12 protein-coding genes are annotated in these 15,031 nt (G+C 65.9%); 8 read left to right on the forward strand and 4 right to left on the reverse strand.

The genetic code is table 11. The annotated features are described in order from the left end of the window. The first annotated feature begins 31 nt into the window (after positions 1–31). Complete coding sequence (locus ACZK2G_RS18345; protein ID WP_136638980.1) at positions 32–859, forward strand: thiol:disulfide interchange protein DsbA/DsbL; 828 nt, start codon at positions 32–34, stop codon at positions 857–859. A gap of 53 nt (positions 860–912) precedes the next feature. Continuing rightward, positions 913–1,650 (forward strand): endonuclease/exonuclease/phosphatase family protein, encoded by a 738-nt coding sequence (locus ACZK2G_RS18350; protein WP_478475600.1) that lies wholly within the window; start codon positions 913–915, stop codon positions 1,648–1,650. A gap of 185 nt (positions 1,651–1,835) precedes the next feature. Here the strand turns inward: ACZK2G_RS18350 and ACZK2G_RS18355 are convergent, their stop codons facing one another. Continuing rightward, on the reverse strand, positions 1,836–2,711 hold the full coding sequence (locus ACZK2G_RS18355) for an EamA family transporter (protein WP_295379886.1): 876 nt from the start codon (positions 2,709–2,711) through the stop codon (positions 1,836–1,838). Between the two features lie 72 nt (positions 2,712–2,783). On the opposite strand from ACZK2G_RS18355, the gene ACZK2G_RS18360 reads away from it, so the two are divergent. The 3 genes from ACZK2G_RS18360 to fhuE all read left to right on the forward strand — a co-directional run bounded on the left by ACZK2G_RS18360 (position 2,784) and on the right by fhuE (position 6,213). Further along, positions 2,784–3,266, forward strand: coding sequence for an Lrp/AsnC family transcriptional regulator (locus ACZK2G_RS18360; RefSeq protein WP_478475602.1), 483 nt, complete (start codon positions 2,784–2,786; stop codon positions 3,264–3,266). Between the two features lie 77 nt (positions 3,267–3,343). Then, complete coding sequence (locus ACZK2G_RS18365; RefSeq protein WP_478474058.1) at positions 3,344–3,895, forward strand: M23 family metallopeptidase; 552 nt, start codon at positions 3,344–3,346, stop codon at positions 3,893–3,895. A gap of 185 nt (positions 3,896–4,080) precedes the next feature. After that, complete coding sequence (gene fhuE, locus ACZK2G_RS18370) at positions 4,081–6,213, forward strand: ferric-rhodotorulic acid/ferric-coprogen receptor FhuE (RefSeq protein WP_478474060.1); 2,133 nt, start codon at positions 4,081–4,083, stop codon at positions 6,211–6,213. 45 nt (positions 6,214–6,258) lie between these two features. Here the strand turns inward: fhuE and ACZK2G_RS18375 are convergent, their stop codons facing one another. Together ACZK2G_RS18375 and ACZK2G_RS18380 are read right to left on the reverse strand one after the other, a co-directional pair. Next, positions 6,259–7,173, reverse strand: a complete 915-nt coding sequence (locus tag ACZK2G_RS18375; RefSeq protein WP_478474062.1) for an IS110 family transposase — start codon at positions 7,171–7,173, stop codon at positions 6,259–6,261. A gap of 307 nt (positions 7,174–7,480) precedes the next feature. Further along, positions 7,481–10,342, reverse strand: coding sequence for a TonB-dependent receptor (locus tag ACZK2G_RS18380; RefSeq protein WP_478474063.1), 2,862 nt, complete (start codon positions 10,340–10,342; stop codon positions 7,481–7,483). 272 nt (positions 10,343–10,614) lie between these two features. Between ACZK2G_RS18380 and ACZK2G_RS18385 the strand changes: the two genes are divergently transcribed. After that, on the forward strand, positions 10,615–11,046 hold the full coding sequence (locus tag ACZK2G_RS18385) for a hypothetical protein (RefSeq protein WP_136638973.1): 432 nt from the start codon (positions 10,615–10,617) through the stop codon (positions 11,044–11,046). Between the two features lie 9 nt (positions 11,047–11,055). Here the strand turns inward: ACZK2G_RS18385 and ACZK2G_RS18390 are convergent, their stop codons facing one another. Then, positions 11,056–11,463 carry an ExbD/TolR family protein gene (locus tag ACZK2G_RS18390; protein ID WP_136638972.1) on the reverse strand — a complete coding sequence of 136 codons (408 nt, stop codon included), beginning with the start codon at positions 11,461–11,463 and terminating at the stop codon, positions 11,056–11,058. Between the two features lie 151 nt (positions 11,464–11,614). On the opposite strand from ACZK2G_RS18390, the gene ACZK2G_RS18395 reads away from it, so the two are divergent. Both ACZK2G_RS18395 and ACZK2G_RS18400 read left to right on the forward strand, forming a co-directional pair. After that, a complete protein-coding gene (locus ACZK2G_RS18395; RefSeq protein WP_337302195.1) occupies positions 11,615–13,600 on the forward strand; it encodes a transglycosylase SLT domain-containing protein in 1,986 nt (661 codons plus the stop codon). Positions 13,601–13,753: 153 nt separating this feature from the next. Then, a complete protein-coding gene (locus ACZK2G_RS18400) occupies positions 13,754–14,974 on the forward strand; it encodes a multifunctional CCA addition/repair protein (RefSeq protein ID WP_478474064.1) in 1,221 nt (406 codons plus the stop codon). Positions 14,975–15,031 lie beyond the last annotated feature (57 nt).

The raw sequence follows: 15,031 nt of genomic DNA on the forward strand, positions 1-15,031 counted from the left end.
CCCCACCTATCCAGATGCTGGAGACGTTTCCATGAAGATCCGTTACGCCCTCGCACTCGCAGCGCTGCTGCCGATCCTGGCCGCCTGCAAGGCCGACGATGGCAGCACCAACACCACCGCCGCCCCGGCTGAGCCGACCGCCGCTCCGGCCACCACCGAGCCGGCAGCACCGGCCGCTGGCAGCGAAGGCGCCGCCCCGGCCGCTGAAGGCGACAAGGCCCCGGCTGAAGCCGCACCGGCCGCCGCACCGGCCCCGACCACCGCCGCACTGACCGGCCCGGCCCCGGTGGAAGGCGCCGACTACCAGGTGATCCCGAACGGCCAGCCGTTCCAGCCGGCCGCCGGCAAGATCGAAGTGACCGAGATCTTCGGCTATGTCTGCCCGGCCTGCGCAGCATTCCAGCCGCTGGTCGGCCCGTGGAAGGCCGGCCTGCCGAGCGATGTGAACTTCGTCTACGTGCCGGCCATGTTCGGCGGCACCTGGGATGACTACGCCCGTGCCTTCTACGCCGCGCAGACCCTGGGCGTGCAGGAAAAGACCCACGAGGCGCTGTACGCCGCCATCCACTCGCAGAAGACCCTGAAGGGCGAGCGCGGCCGTGACTCGGTGGACGACATCGCCAAGTTCTACGGCGCCTATGGCGTGGATCCGAAGCAGTTCGCCGCCACCATGGGCAGCTTCGCGGTGAACGCCAAGACCAACTCGGCCAAGCAGTTCGCCCAGCGCAGCCAGATCAGCGGCACCCCGTCGATCATCGTCAACGGCAAGTACCTGGTGAAGGGCAAGAGCTTCCCGGACATGCTGCGCATCGCCGACCACCTGATCGCCCGCGAGCGCGGTGCGGCCCAGGCTCACTGATCCAAGAGAAGCTGTTCCCGGCCGTGACTTCCCCCCACACACGGACCCTGCGCTTGCTGACGGCCAACATCCAGGCCGGCTCAAGTACCCGCCGCTACAGTGACTATTTGACCCGCAGCTGGTCACATGCACTGCCGGCGGGTCGCAAGCGCAGCAGTCTTGACGCGATCGCCACCTTGGCACGCGAACACGACATCGTCGGCCTGCAGGAGGCCGACCCGGGCAGCCTGCGCTCGGGCTTCACCAACCAGACCCACTACCTGGCCCAGCGCGCCGGCTTCAACTACTGGAGCCACCAGCCGAACCGGCGCATGGGCGGGGTCGCTTCCAGCGCCAATGGCCTGCTGAGCAAACTGGAACCGGTGGAAGTACAGGACCACGCCCTGCCCGGCCGCATCGGCGGGCGCGGCGTACTGCTGGCCAAGTTCGGGGATGGCGAGGACGGCCTGGCGGTGGCGGTGGCCCATCTGTCGCTGGGGGCGGGTTCGCGGATGTCGCAGCTGGGCTTCATCGCCGAGCTGCTGTCCGACCACCCCAACGCCGTACTGATGGGCGACTTCAACTGCCTGGCCGAACGCCCGGAAATGCAGGTGCTGTACCAGAAGACCCGGCTGCAGCCACCCGGCTGCATCGTGCCGACCTTCCCCAGCTGGCGCCCCGACCGCGCCATCGACCACATCCTGGTCAGCAGCGGCCTGCAGACCCGCAGCGTGGAAGCCGTACCGGCGGCGTTCTCCGATCACCTCGCGCTGGCGATGGCGATCGACGTACCGGCCAACGCCCTGCGCTGAGCGCTTCCGCTGCGCTCGCCGGGCATGGCCCGGCGCTACCGCCCCTGGTAGGGGCCAACCTTGGTTGGCACGCCGCTCTGGTGGGTGCGGACCACTGCCCTGGTGGGTGCCAACCTTGGTTGGCACGCTGCCCTGGTGGGTGAGGACCGTTGGTCCGCACGCTCTCCGCCGGTCACGGCCCGGCGCTACCCCGCCTGCACGACCGGCACCTTCAGCCGTCGTGCCGTCATCGTGCTGCCCACCGAGGCCAGCACCGTGCAGCCGATGGCTAGCCACTGCAGTCCATGCAGGTGCTCGTGCAGCAGCAGCATCGCCCACAGCGCGGCCACCGCTGGCTCCATGCTGATCAGGATGCCGAAGGTCTCCTTCGGCAGGCGTTTGAGCGCCATCATCTCCAGCGACATCGGGATCGCGCTGGACACCAGCGCCACCAGCAGGCCAGCGGCCAGGATCCTCGGATCGAGCAGCGCGGCGCCGGCATGTACCACGCCCACCGGCACCACCACCAGCGACGCGGCCAGCAGGCCCAGCGACACCGAATGCCCGGCATGCAGGTGACCGGCACGCTTGCCGAACACGATGTACAGGCCCCAGCACGCCGCCGCACCCATGGCATACAGCACGCCGGCCGGATCCAGCGCCGGGCCGCCACCGATCGGCAACAGCAACAGCAGCCCCACCGCCGCGCAGCCCACCCACAGGAAGTCGATCGGTCGTCGTGATGACAGCATCGCTACTGTCAGCGGGCCGGTGAACTCGATGGCCACCGCGATGCCGAAGGGGATCGTGCGCAGGGCCATGTAGAACAGCAGGTTCATCAGGCCCAGGGTGAGCCCGTAGCGCAGGATGGTGATCGCATCCACGCGGCTGGTCTTCCAGCGCCACGGCCGCCAGAACAGCAGCAGCAACAGCGCCGAGAAGCCCACCCGCAATGCGCTGGTGCCCTGCGCGCCGATCAGCGGGAACAGGTGTTTGGCGTAGGACGTGCCGATGGCCAGCGAGGTGACCGAACCGAGCACTGCCAGCGCCGGCAACATCGGCGCGAATCGTGAAGTCTGCATGCGCAAAGTCTATTGCGCCGGCGCCGAGCACTTGGCTCAATTGACAGCCCGTTCGTGCAATTTCTGCTCACCATGGCCATCGCCCCCGTGCTCGACAGTTTCGACCGCACCATCCTCGACCTGCTGCAGCGGGACAACACCCTGCCGCAGCGCGAGATCGCCGAGGCCGTGCACCTGTCCACTCCTGCGGTGCAGCGCCGGATCAGGCGCCTCCAGGACAGTGGCGTGATCGCGGCCAATGTGGCCGTGGTTGCCGCGGCCAAGGTGGGGCGGCCGCTGACCATCATTGTCGAGGTGCGCGTGGTCAGCGAGCAACGCGAACGCGTGGCGCCGTTCAAGCGCCGCGTGCAGGACGACCCGGCCGTGCAGCAGTGCTATTCAATTACCGGTGACGGCGATTTCCTGCTGCTGCTTTCGGCGGCGTCGATGGAGGAGTACGAGACGATCACCGAGCGGTTGTTCGGTGGCGATGACAACATCGAGCGCTTCCGCACCTCGGTGGCACTGGGCACGTTGAAGCGGAGTTTCGAAGTGCCGCTGCTGCCAGTTCCATAGCGTCGAGCCATGCACGACTGCCTTACTACCGCAAAGCAACAGCCGTCGAGCATGGCTCGACGCTACAGCCGGAGACCATGAGCACATTCCCCTCTCCTGCCCACCGCCTGCGCCGCTGGCTGCTGCGCGGCCTGTGGCTGGGCATTGCCATCGTTGCCGCGATGATGCTTTGGAACAGCCCATGGGCGGCCGCGCCGAAAATGCTGTGGGCACTCTCGCGGATGCCGCCGGCCACCGAACTGCCGGTGCCGGTGGAGGGTGTAAGCCCCCGGCAGATTGCCGACACCTTCGGCGCGCCGCGAGGCCGTGACCGCTCCCACGCCGGCATCGACATCTTCGCCAAGCGCGGCACGCCGGTGCGCAGCGTCACTGCCGGCGTCATCGCGGATGTCAGCGAACGCGGGCTCGGCGGCCGCCAGGTCTGGGTGATCGGGCCCGGGCGCGAGCGCTACTACTACGCGCATCTGGAAGGCTGGGCCGAGGGCCTGGCGCGCGGCCAGGTGGTCCAGCCCGGCGACCTGCTCGGCCACGTCGGCGACAGCGGCAATGCCAAGGGCACGCCGCCGCACCTGCACTGGGGCATCTACGGCGCCGACGGTGCACGCGATCCACTGCCACTGCTGCGCTGACCCATTTTGTACCGTCAAGCATGCCCGACTGCCTTCATCGTTTATGGTTTGTAAATAGGAATAGTTCGTATTACCATTTCTTTCGTTTCCGGTGGTGCCAGGACGGCCTGCCCGCCCTTCCCCTACCCGTAAGCGCCTCGCCTCCTGGATGCCGGCCGAACGCGCGTGCTCGTCCAGGATTCCCCATGACCCGTCCCGCCTTCCGTACCCTGCAGCCGCAGCGGCTGTCCATTGCCGTGTTCGCTGTTCTCTGCACCGTGGCCCCGGCCGCCTTTGCCGACACCGCCGCCGACCCGACCACGCTGGACAAGGTGGTGGTCAAGGGCGAGCGTGCCGAAGGCTATTCGGTACGCCGCACCTCGGCCGGCACCCGCTTCGATCTGGCACCGCGCGAGATCCCGCAGTCGGTCAGCATCATCAGCCACCAGCGCATCGAAGATCAGAAGCTGGACGACATCATCGACGTGCTGGCCAACACCACCGGCGTGACCAGCACCCAGTCCGACAGCGAGCGCACCGAGTTCTACGCGCGCGGCTTCTACATCGATGCCTACCAGTTCGACGGCCTGCCGACGCAGATGGTGCAGAACTGGAGCTACGGCGATTCCGGCCTGGACCTGGCCCTTTATGACCGCGTGGAAGTCGTGCGCGGCGCCACCGGCCTGCTCAGCGGCGCCGGCAATCCATCCGCATCGGTGAACCTGATCCGCAAGCACGCCGACAGCGCCGAACTGACCGGCAGCGTCTCGGTGAACGTGGGCAGCTGGGGCCGCACCCGGACCACCGTGGACGTCGGCAGTGCGCTGAATGCCAGCGGCACGGTGCGTGGCCGCGTGATCGGCAGCTACCTGGATACCGATGGCCAGATGGACCGCTACAACCAGCGCAAGACACTGGGCTATGCGGTGATCGACGCCGACCTGACCCCGGACACGCAGCTCAGCGTGGGCTACGACTATCAGCAGAAGCGTGCCAACGGCGCAACCTGGGGCGGCTTCCCGATGTGGTACGCCGACGGTAGCCCGACCAACTACCCGACCTCGTTCAATCCGTCGCCGGACTGGACCTACTGGGATACCACCAGCAAGCGTGCGTTCGCCACCCTGCAGCACGCCTTCAGCAATGGCTGGAAGTTCAAGATCGGCGCCACCCATGACCGCACCAAGGCCGACGACAAGCTGTTCTATCCGTCCTACACCGCGTTCGACAAGAATACCGGTGCTGGCGTCACACCGATGGCCGGTTTCTACAACACCGAGCGCAAGGTCGATGGCATCGATGGCTACATCGACGGACCGTTCCAGCTGTTCGGACGCGAACACCAGTTCATGGCCGGCCTGAGCTACAACAAGCGCGAGTTCGCCAACTATGGTGACTTCCAGATGGGCGGTCCCAATTGGAAACCGTTCGACAGCTATCTCAACTGGACCGGCAACATCGCCCAGCCGAACTGGAATCCGCTGGCGCTCGCCAGCCAGGGCACCATCACCCAGAAGGCCGGCTACGCGGCCGCACGCCTGTCCCTGGCCGATCCGCTGAAGCTGATCCTCGGTGCGCGTTACACCAACTGGAAGAGCGAAGGCGAGAACGACGACCGCGAGCACAAGGTGACCACCCCGTATGCCGGCCTGGTGTATGACATCAACGACACCTACTCGGCCTACGCCAGCTACACCGAGATCTTCCAGCCGCAGACCGCACGCGACCGCAACGACCGCTACCTCGATCCGGTTGATGGCAAGAGCTACGAGGTGGGTGTCAAGGGTGCCTGGTTCGACAACCGCCTGAACGCTTCGCTGGCGGTGTTCCGTATCGAACAGGACAACGTGGCCCAGTCCACCAGCGAACCGATCATCGGCCGTCCAGGCGAGTTCGCATCGATCGCTGCACGCGGCACCGTCAGCCGCGGCTTCGAGTTCGAAGTGAACGGCGAACTGGCACCGGGCTGGAATGCCACCTTCGGTGCTTCGCGCTATGTGGCCAAGGACATCAACGACGCCGACATCAACACCAACCTGCCGCAGACCGCACTGAAGCTGTTCACCAGCTACACCCCGCAGTCGCTGCAGGCACTGACCGTCGGCGGCGGCGCCAACTGGCAGAACCGCATCTACTACGCCGCGCCGGTGGTGGGCCGTTTCGAACAGGAAGGCTACGCGCTGGTGAGTGCCTTCTTGCGCTACCGCATCTCGCCGGAGTTCAGCGTGCAGGCCAACCTCAACAACCTGCTGGACAAGAAGTACTACTCGCAGATCACCGGTTACGGTGCGTACGGCGATGGCCGCAACGGCTCGCTGACGTTTACCTGGGCGTTCTGATCAGCTGCGGGGCACAACCGCCCCGCTCCTGTAGCAACTGTCTTGTCAGGCGGAGGCCATCTGGGCCTCCGCATCCCTTTTGCGGGCGTTGAGGATCACCAGCATCTTGCGCATCACCGCGACCAAAGCCACCTTGCCCGGCTTGCCCTGGTTGACGAGGGATTCAAAGAATTCCTTGAGCCTGGGCTCATAGCGTTTGGCGGTCAGCGCCGCCATGTAGAGTGCTTCGCGTACAACGGCGCGGCCTCCGGTGATGCTCCGTCTCCCTTTCCAGGTGCCGCTTTCGCGGTTCATGGGGGCAACCCCTACCAAGGCCGAGATGGCTTTCCCGCTGAGCTTGCCCAGCTCAGGGAGCTCGCAGGCCAGGGTTGCCATCAACACCGGGCCGGCACCTTTGAGCTTGGCAAAGTCACGCCATCCTTCCTGTTCGGCCAGCAGCGCTGCGATGGTGGCGTCGAGCTGCTTGATGCTTTTCTGGATCTCGCGCAGGTGCTGATTGAGCATGGAAATCAGGCTGGGTTCGCTGAACGCGCGCATGCGCTGATGCTCGCTCACCCGCATCTGGACCAGGTGGCGACGTCGCTGGCACAGCTCACCCAGACGGCGCTGCCAAGCCGCTGGCGGTACGTAGCGGGTCAGCTTTAGGGCATCGGCCATGTGGGCCAGCACCATGGCATCAATACGATCGGTCTTGGCCTGCTTTCCCGTGGCTGAGGCAAAGCTGCGGCCACGGCCAGGATTGATTCGTACCATCGGCAGGCCTGCTTCATGCAGCGCATCCAGTGCCTTTTGCTCGTAGCCGCCACTGGCCTCGAGCACGACCTGCTTGGCTGGCCACTGCTGCAACCACCGGATCAGGCTATTCCAGCCACGTTTGCTGTTCTTGAACTGGCGAAAGGCCTGTTCATGGACGGCAACATCCAGATTCTCACCACTGACATCGATCCCGATCCCAAACATGAGGTAACTCCGCTAGGCTGACAGGGCCGAGAGCTCCCCCCGCTTGCCCAGTCTTATCAGTGCGAGCGCCAACTCGATCAACTGTTCGGGCGGATCAGGGAGAAACCGGCGCGGAGATCCTTGCTACAGAGCGATCGAGAAGACCTAGAGCCGAACGGTCGCCCGCGCCGGGCTCTCGGCACCTAAGGTGCCAGAGTCGCAAGAGATAAGAGCCGAGCCCATGCCCGGATCAGAGAATCAGCCGAGCGTGGGCTCGGCTCCACACTAGCAAGGCAGCGCCGGAACTGACCGGCGCTGCCACGTCACATCAGAAGCGCAAATCCGCGCGCAGGTACCAGTAACGGCCACGCGGGATGTCATAGGTCGAAGCGTCGTAGCCGTTCAACGAGCACGACAGGCAGATCGGCGGATCCTTGTCGAACACGTTGTTCAGGCCAGCGGTCAGCTGCAGCCCCTTCATCCAGTCGATCTTGTAGCCCACCTGCATGTCGTGGAAGGTGGTGGCCGAGAGCGTATTGGTACCGGCGGCCTGGTTGCTGCACACCGGGAACGCAGCGGCATCTCCACAATTCTCGGTCAGCTCGGAGATGTGGCGCACCGTCCAGTTGGCGCTCCAGCGGTCCAGTGTCCAGCCGATGCTGGCATTGCTGGTCCATTCCGGAATCGAGCTGTCGGCCACTTCCACGCCCGGCTTCTGCGGCTGCTTCTGGCCAGCCGCGCCGGTAGCCTCATAGCGGCCGACGAAGGTGTTCTTCCAGCCCAGCTTGAACTGGCCGATGGAGGACTGTGGCAACGTCCAGAACAGGTCCACGTCCCAGCCATCTGTCTTGATCGAGCCGAGGTTGGTCAGGCGATTGTTGAAGCTGCTGACCGCACCGGTGCTGGCGCGGGTAATGCCATCACAGTAGACCGGGTCGAGCGTCTCCACGCACAGGTCAAGCTGGGTCTGCGCGTTGATCGCCTGGATCGCGCCGTCGATGGCGTGGCGGTAGAAGGTCACTTCCACGTCGAAGCGTTCCGACCACGAGGTGTTGTTGCCGAACCACGGGCTCCAGACGAAGCCGGCACTGAAGCTGCGCGAACGCTCCGGGTCCAGCTCGCGGTTGCCGCCGGTGGTCACCGAGATCTGCGAGTTGGCCTGCTGGAAGCCGGCCGGCACGCCCAGCGCAGCGCAGTTGGCCGCACTGCCGCGCGGCGGCGTACCGCCCAGGCCCACCGAGCATGGATCGAACAGCTGCAGGTCGGCACGCGCCGCCGAGCCATACAGTTCGCCGATCGACGGCGCTCGGAAGCCTTCCGCATAGGTCGTGCGCAGCACGAAGTCATCGGTCACCTGCCAGCGCAGGCCGTACTTGGGCGTGAACTCGCCGCCGAAAGTCGAGTAATCCGAGTAGCGACCGGCCAGGCTCAGGTCCAGCTTCTTGCCGAACGAGGAGTCGGCGAAGATCGGCACGCTCAGCTCCAGGTAGGCCTCGTTGACGTCGTACGAGCCCGAGGTCGGCTGCGATGGCACACCGTTGTAATGGCCGGCCACGGTCAACGGATCCGGCTGGTACGACCCCTCGTACTTGCGGTACTCGAAACCGGTGGCGAACGAGACCGGACCGGCCGGCAGCGAGAACAGTTCGCTGGACAGGTTGGCGGTGAACAGGCTCAGTTCGTTCTGGCTGCGGTCACGCACCACCGGCTGGATCCACTTCAGCATGTCCGGCGTGATCGAGCCGACGCCGCCGAAGATGTTCAGCGGCACACACCCCGGCGTCGCCGCACAGATTGCAGGATCGCCCAGCGCCATGTTGACGTTGTAGATGTTGTAGCTGCCGTAGTTGGTCTGCTCGGCCTTGTTCTTGCTGTACATGCCGTTGACGTCCCAGTACCAGCTGCGATCAGCGGCATGGAAGTCACCGACCAGACCGGTGGCGAAGTACGTGGTATCCACCTTCTGCTCGAACACGCGCGCGCCGCCTTCCACCGGGCGGCGGCCGATCAGGCTCATGTTGCCGCCGGACACCAGATCGAAGCCGAACGGGTTGTACGGGTTCAAGCGCGACACCACGATGTTGTCGGCCAGCGGGTTGCCTGTGGCGCCATCGGGGCCGAAGAACAGCGGCTCCGGCCCGGCCTGGTTGGTCGACTCGCGGCGGTTGCCCAGCGCCTTGACGTACCACTGCACGTTGTCGGTGATGTCAAAGCGGAACTGACCGAACAGGCCTTTGCGCTCCGACGGCGTCAGCACCATGTTGTACTCGGCGAAATTGAACCGATCAGCGCTGGTGAAGCAGTGGTAGTCATCACTGCGGTTGCAGCCGGCACTGCCGTCGTAACGCGGGTTGCCTACGCCGGTATTGGGCACGATGTCCTGCTCGGCACCGGTGTTGGAATCGACGAAGGCGAAGCGGCCCTGCGGAATGCCGCCGCTGCCGAAGGCCAGGCCAGTGCCGGGAATCGGGAAGCGCGACTGCTCGCGATCCTTGGCGAACACCGGATCCTGCTTGGTCCAGCTGGCGCCCAGGAACAGGCTGTAGCGGTCACCGCTCTTGCCCCAGGCCAGATCCACGCCCTTCTGCGTGCCGTCGCCCTTGCTGTACTCACCGTAGTTCAGTGTCACCTGCCCGCCGTCGAAATCGCGGCGAGTGATGATGTTGACCACGCCCGCAATGGCGTCGGAGCCATACAGCGACGACGCACCATCTTCGAGCACTTCAATGCGTTCGACGATGGCCAGCGGAATGGTGTTGAGGTCGGTGGCCGAGCCCACGCCGGACGCGGACGACTCATTGACCCAGCGGATGCCATCGACCAGCACCAGCACGCGCTTGGCACCCAGATGGCGCAGATCGACCTGCGCCGAGCCGGCGCCTACACCGCTGCCATCGGGGGGAAAGCCGAAGTTACCGGACGAGTTGAACTTGGCATTGAGCGCCGAACCGGACCCGGTGAGCTGCTGCAGCACCTCGCCGATCGAGGTCAGGCCGGTGCGTTCGATGTCGCCGCGGGTCAGGGTCTGGATCGGTACCTGGCCTTCCACTTCAGCGCGCTTGATGCGGGTACCGGTGACTTCCACCGCATCGAGGTTGGTGGTGGATTGTGCAGCGGCACCCAGCGGTGCCAGGGCCGTCACGCACAGCGCAACGGCAACCGCCAACGGGCGGTGATGCAGGTGAATCATTCGCTCTCTCTCCAAAGGAATGTCGGGACATTGGCTGCCGCGCTCCCCCCTGCATGGCGGCAGCGTCTCCTTTGTAAACAAGTGGTAAAAACCACGGCGTGATGATCGACACTCTTTCACACGGAATTGACGCAATTGACTGGTGATTGCGTCAGATAGCTGCAGTTTATGACCGGACGATATTGTTCACGACAGGCAGCCTTGATGCCGGCTGCGACAGCGCGCGCCGGGAGCTGCCGCATTCATGGAAAAGGTCTTTGCCGGACCGTTTCATGAATAGTTTGAAATTCCTTCATTCAGAAGGCACCGCTAATCGACCCAGCGCAGACTCGCACCTCCAGCCATTCGCGGGAGAGTCGATCATGAAAGCAGTGAGTGCGGTGCTGGGCGTCACGACGGTGATGACGCTGCTTCTTTCCCCAGCGGGCGAACCGAGAGCAGGCGGCCTGATCGAGTGCAACAACTGCCCTTCTCCCACCGATGCGGCCTTGGCCTCAGGAGAGGGATTGACGGTTGTGGTGGATTTCGAGAGAGCCGAGTTGACTGCTTTCGACGTCGAACATGACCCTGGGACCGGAAGGTGGCGAGCACATCCAACCCCGGTTCCAGCGCAGATTGAAATGGCTTTTCTGCGGATCCTGGATGCGACGCTGTCAGCAGGGCAAGCACCGCTCATGCAGCAATCACCGCATGAGCGGCAGTGAGACAACGCCCTATCGCACGAAGGCGATACGTTCCATGCCGGTGGCCTCGGCGGCGGCCAGGATCCGGGCCATGCCTTCGTACTCGGCCGACGGATCGGTGGCGATGCGCAGCTCCGGCAGGTTGCCGGCATGCTCGCCGGCCTGTGCCTGCAGACGCGCCTGCAGATCGCCGATGGTCATCGGCTGGCCATCCCAGCTCAGCTGGTTCGCCGCATCCAAGCGCAGTTCGATCGGCGGTGGCGGTTCGGGACGGTCGACCACGCGATCGGTGGCCTGTGGCAACTGCACGGCAATCGGCCGGGCCACGATCGGCGCGGTCACGATGAAGATGATCAACAGCACCAGCATCACATCCACCAGTGGCGTGACATTGATGTCCGCCAGCGGGCCGCTTCTTCCTGCGCTACTGAACGCCATGTGCCGCTCCCTGCAGCCGGGCCGTTCGCCCAAGGTCGACAGTACGGCTCCCGCAGCCCTGCGGGGCAGTGCCCGCCGCTGTGACATTCAGCTGCCGTTGCCGGCCAAGGACGTGCACGCAATGCGAAACTGAATTCAGCCTCTGCCCGCTATGCTGATCGCCATGACCCGACGCTCTTCGACCGCCCTGTCCCTGCTGCCCTTGGCCACCACGCTGCTGATCGGCTGCGCCAATGCCCAGTCCCTCGATGCCCAGAACGCGCAGCTGAAGGCCGCGATCGCGGCCGCCGAACGCGGCCAGTTCGATCCCGGCCAAGCCGCCGCACTCAGCCGCCATCCAGCATACGGCTGGCTGGAGTACGCCAACCTGCGCCGCAACATCGACACCGTCGATACCGCGCAGGCACAGGCCTTCCTCAAGCGCTATGACGGCCAGGCAGTGGCCAACACCTTCCGCAGTGTGTGGCTGCCCTCGGTCGCACGCCGCCAGGATTGGCCGACCCTGCTGGCCAACTGGGCGCCCACCGACAACGCAGGCCTGCGCTGCGCGCAGCTGACCGCACGCCAGGTGACCGGCAAGGTCGATCCACAGTGGATCAGTGAAGCGCAGGACCTGTGGCGCAAGAACGGCAAGTCGCTGCCGGACGGCTGTGATGCCGTTTTCGCCGTGCTGCAGGCACAGGGTGGTCTGAGCGACGCCCTGCGCTGGGAACGCATCGATGCCGCCGCCGACGCCCAGCAGCCGGCCGTGATGCGCAGCGCCGCACGTGGCCTGCCTGCCACCGACCTGACACTGGCCAACAACTACGCCGCCTTTGTCGATAAGCCCAATACCAGCGCGTTGAACTGGCCGCGCAACGAGCGCAGCCGGCGCATCGCCACCGATGGCCTGGCCAAGCTGGCCAAGGCCGATCCCGGCGCCACCGAACAGCAGCTGCCGCAGTACGCCCAGGCCCTCGGCCTGAGTGCCGACCAGCAGGGCCAGGTGCTGTACCAGATTGCGCTGTGGACGGTGGCCTCCTACCTGCCCGATTCGGCGCGCCGCCTCAACGCGGTGCCCGAATCGGCGTATGACGAACGCCTGCACGAATGGCGCGTGCGCGAAGCGATGTCGCGCGGTGACTGGCCGGCGGCGCTGACCGCGATCCGCAAGATGGCCAGCAAGCAGCGCAGCGACCCGCGTTGGCGCTATTTCGAAGGCCGCATGCTGGAGAAGACCGGCCAGGCCCAGCAGGCGCAGCCGCTGTTCCGCGAGGCCGCGCGTGCACCGACCTTCCATGGTTTCCTCGCCGCCGACAAACTGCAGCAGGGCTACACGCTGTGCCCGTGGAAGCCGAACGACAGCGCACAGGCACAGGCGGTGATCGCGCGCGACCCGGCCATCCAGCGCGCGATGGCGCTGTACCAGATCGATCGCGCTGGCTGGGCCGTGGCCGAATGGAACAGCGCGCTGTCGCGCTTCGATGACACCCAGCGCCGCCTCGCCGTTCGCGTGGCGCAGGACAACGGCTGGTTCGACCGCGCCGTGTTCGCGCTCGGCAAGCAGCCGCAGGAACAGCGTCTGTACGACCTGCGCTTCCCGCTGCACCACGACGCCACCATCCGCCGCGAATCGGCGCGCAATGCGATCGATCCGGCCTGGGTGGCCGCCGAGATCCGCGCCGAGAGCACCTTCACCCCGCGCGCGCGCTCGCCTGCCAACGCCATGGGCCTGATGCAGGTGCTGCCGGCCACCGGTGCCGGCGTAGCCAAGTCGATCGGCCTGACCGGCTACGGCGGCGCCGACAGCCTGTACGATCCGGACACCAACATCGCCATCGGCACCGCCTACCTGCGCCAGCTGATGAACAAGTACGACGGCCTGCCGTACGTGACCATCGCCGCGTACAACGCCGGCCCGACCCCGACCGCACGCTGGCAGGGCCAGCGCCCGGGCTTTGATCCGGACCTGTGGATCGAGACCATCAGCTACAAGGAAACCCGCGAGTACGTCGCGCGCGTGCTGGCATTCAGCGTGATCTACGACTGGCGCCTCAACGGCGATGCGCTGCCGCTGAGCGACCGCCTGATGGGCCGCCTGGTGGACAAGCGCAAGAGCTTCAGTTGCGCCGCCAACGCGGACCAGGGCGGGGATTGATCGCGAGCCGATGCCGGAGCGCCGGGTACGGCCTGGCGCTTGCCCCTGTGGAGCCGAACCCACGCTCGGCTGCCGTTCTGTCCGGTCGCGCTACCAGCTGATCAGCCGAGCATAGGCTCGGCTCTACAGGTCGGGCATGCCATCATGCCCCCCATGAAGATCTATCTTGTCGGCGGCGCCGTACGCGACCGCCTGCTGCAGCGCCCGGCCGGCGACCGTGACTGGGTCGTCGTCGGCGCCACGCCCACGCAGATGGAAGCGCAGGGCTTTACTGCGGTGGGCCGCGATTTCCCGGTGTTCCTGCACCCGAAGACCGGCGAGGAGTACGCGCTGGCTCGCACCGAGCGCAAATCCGGCCGTGGCTATCGCGGCTTCGTGGTCGATGCCGATCCGGCGGTCACCCTTGAAGAAGACCTGCAGCGCCGCGACTTCACCATCAACGCGATCGCCTGCGATGAGGAGACCGGCTCACTGGTCGATCCTTACGGCGGCCTACGCGATATCGAACAGCGTGTGCTGCGGCACGTCGGTCCGGCCTTTGTCGAAGACCCGCTGCGCGTGCTGCGCGCGGCGCGCTTCATGGCGCGCTTCGCGCCGCTGGGCTTCACCATCGCCGAAGAGACCATGGCACTGATGCGCGAGGTCGCCGCCAGTGGCGAGCTGGACGCGCTGGTGCCGGAACGCGTCTGGCAGGAACTGCGCAAGGCGCTGGTCAGTGAACGGCCCTCCGCCTTCCTGCGCACGCTGCACGATGCACAGGCACTGGGCCCGATCCTGCCCGAACTGGAAGCGCTGTACGGCGTGCCGCAGCGCGCGGAATTCCACCCGGAAGTCGACACCGGCATCCACCAGGAGATGGTCAGCGACATGGCCGCGAAACTGGCGCCGGGCGATGACCTGGTCGGCTTCGCTGCCCTCACCCACGACCTCGGCAAGGGCCTGACCCCGCCGGAGGAATGGCCGCGCCACATCATGCACGAGCAGCGCGGCATCAAGCCGCTGAAGGCACTGTGCGCGCGGTTGAAGATTCCCACCGAGCACCAGCAGCTGGCCGAAGCGGTCTGCCGCGAGCACTTGAACGTGCACCGCATTGACGATCTGCGCGATGCCACCGTGCTGGAACTACTGGGCCGCTGCGATACATTGCGCCGGCCAGAACGCGTGGCACGCATCGCACTGTGCTGCGAGGCCGACAAGCGCGGGCGGCTTGGATTCGAGGACAGCGACTACCCACAGGGCGAAACGCTCAAACGCCTGCATCAGGCGGCGCTGTCAGTGCAGGCACGGGATCTGGATACGACGCATCTGAAGGGTCCGGCCATCGGTGAGGCACTGGCCAAGGCGCGGGTGAAAGCCATCGCCGCCGCCCGCTGAAGCACCGGGTAGTGCCGGTCGCTGGCCGGCACCTTCACATCTCCCGTCTATCGACGG

The organism is Stenotrophomonas sp. 107298_Sma (assembly GCF_056480345.1).

Excerpts from the sequence above, each read along its gene's own strand:
- ACZK2G_RS18345 (WP_136638980.1), top strand. The coding sequence starts at position 32 with ATGAAGATCCGTTACGCCCTCGCACTCGCAGCGCTGCTGCCGATCCTG.
- ACZK2G_RS18355 (WP_295379886.1), bottom strand. The coding sequence starts at position 2,711 with ATGCAGACTTCACGATTCGCGCCGATGTTGCCGGCGCTGGCAGTGCTC.
- ACZK2G_RS18360 (WP_478475602.1), top strand. The coding sequence starts at position 2,784 with ATGGCCATCGCCCCCGTGCTCGACAGTTTCGACCGCACCATCCTCGAC.
- ACZK2G_RS18365 (WP_478474058.1), top strand. The coding sequence starts at position 3,344 with ATGAGCACATTCCCCTCTCCTGCCCACCGCCTGCGCCGCTGGCTGCTG.
- fhuE (WP_478474060.1), top strand. The coding sequence starts at position 4,081 with ATGACCCGTCCCGCCTTCCGTACCCTGCAGCCGCAGCGGCTGTCCATT.
- ACZK2G_RS18375 (WP_478474062.1), bottom strand. The coding sequence starts at position 7,173 with ATGTTTGGGATCGGGATCGATGTCAGTGGTGAGAATCTGGATGTTGCC.
- ACZK2G_RS18380 (WP_478474063.1), bottom strand. The coding sequence starts at position 10,342 with ATGATTCACCTGCATCACCGCCCGTTGGCGGTTGCCGTTGCGCTGTGC.
- ACZK2G_RS18385 (WP_136638973.1), top strand. The coding sequence starts at position 10,615 with ATGAATAGTTTGAAATTCCTTCATTCAGAAGGCACCGCTAATCGACCC.
- ACZK2G_RS18390 (WP_136638972.1), bottom strand. The coding sequence starts at position 11,463 with ATGGCGTTCAGTAGCGCAGGAAGAAGCGGCCCGCTGGCGGACATCAAT.
- ACZK2G_RS18395 (WP_337302195.1), top strand. The coding sequence starts at position 11,615 with ATGCTGATCGCCATGACCCGACGCTCTTCGACCGCCCTGTCCCTGCTG.
- ACZK2G_RS18400 (WP_478474064.1), top strand. The coding sequence starts at position 13,754 with ATGAAGATCTATCTTGTCGGCGGCGCCGTACGCGACCGCCTGCTGCAG.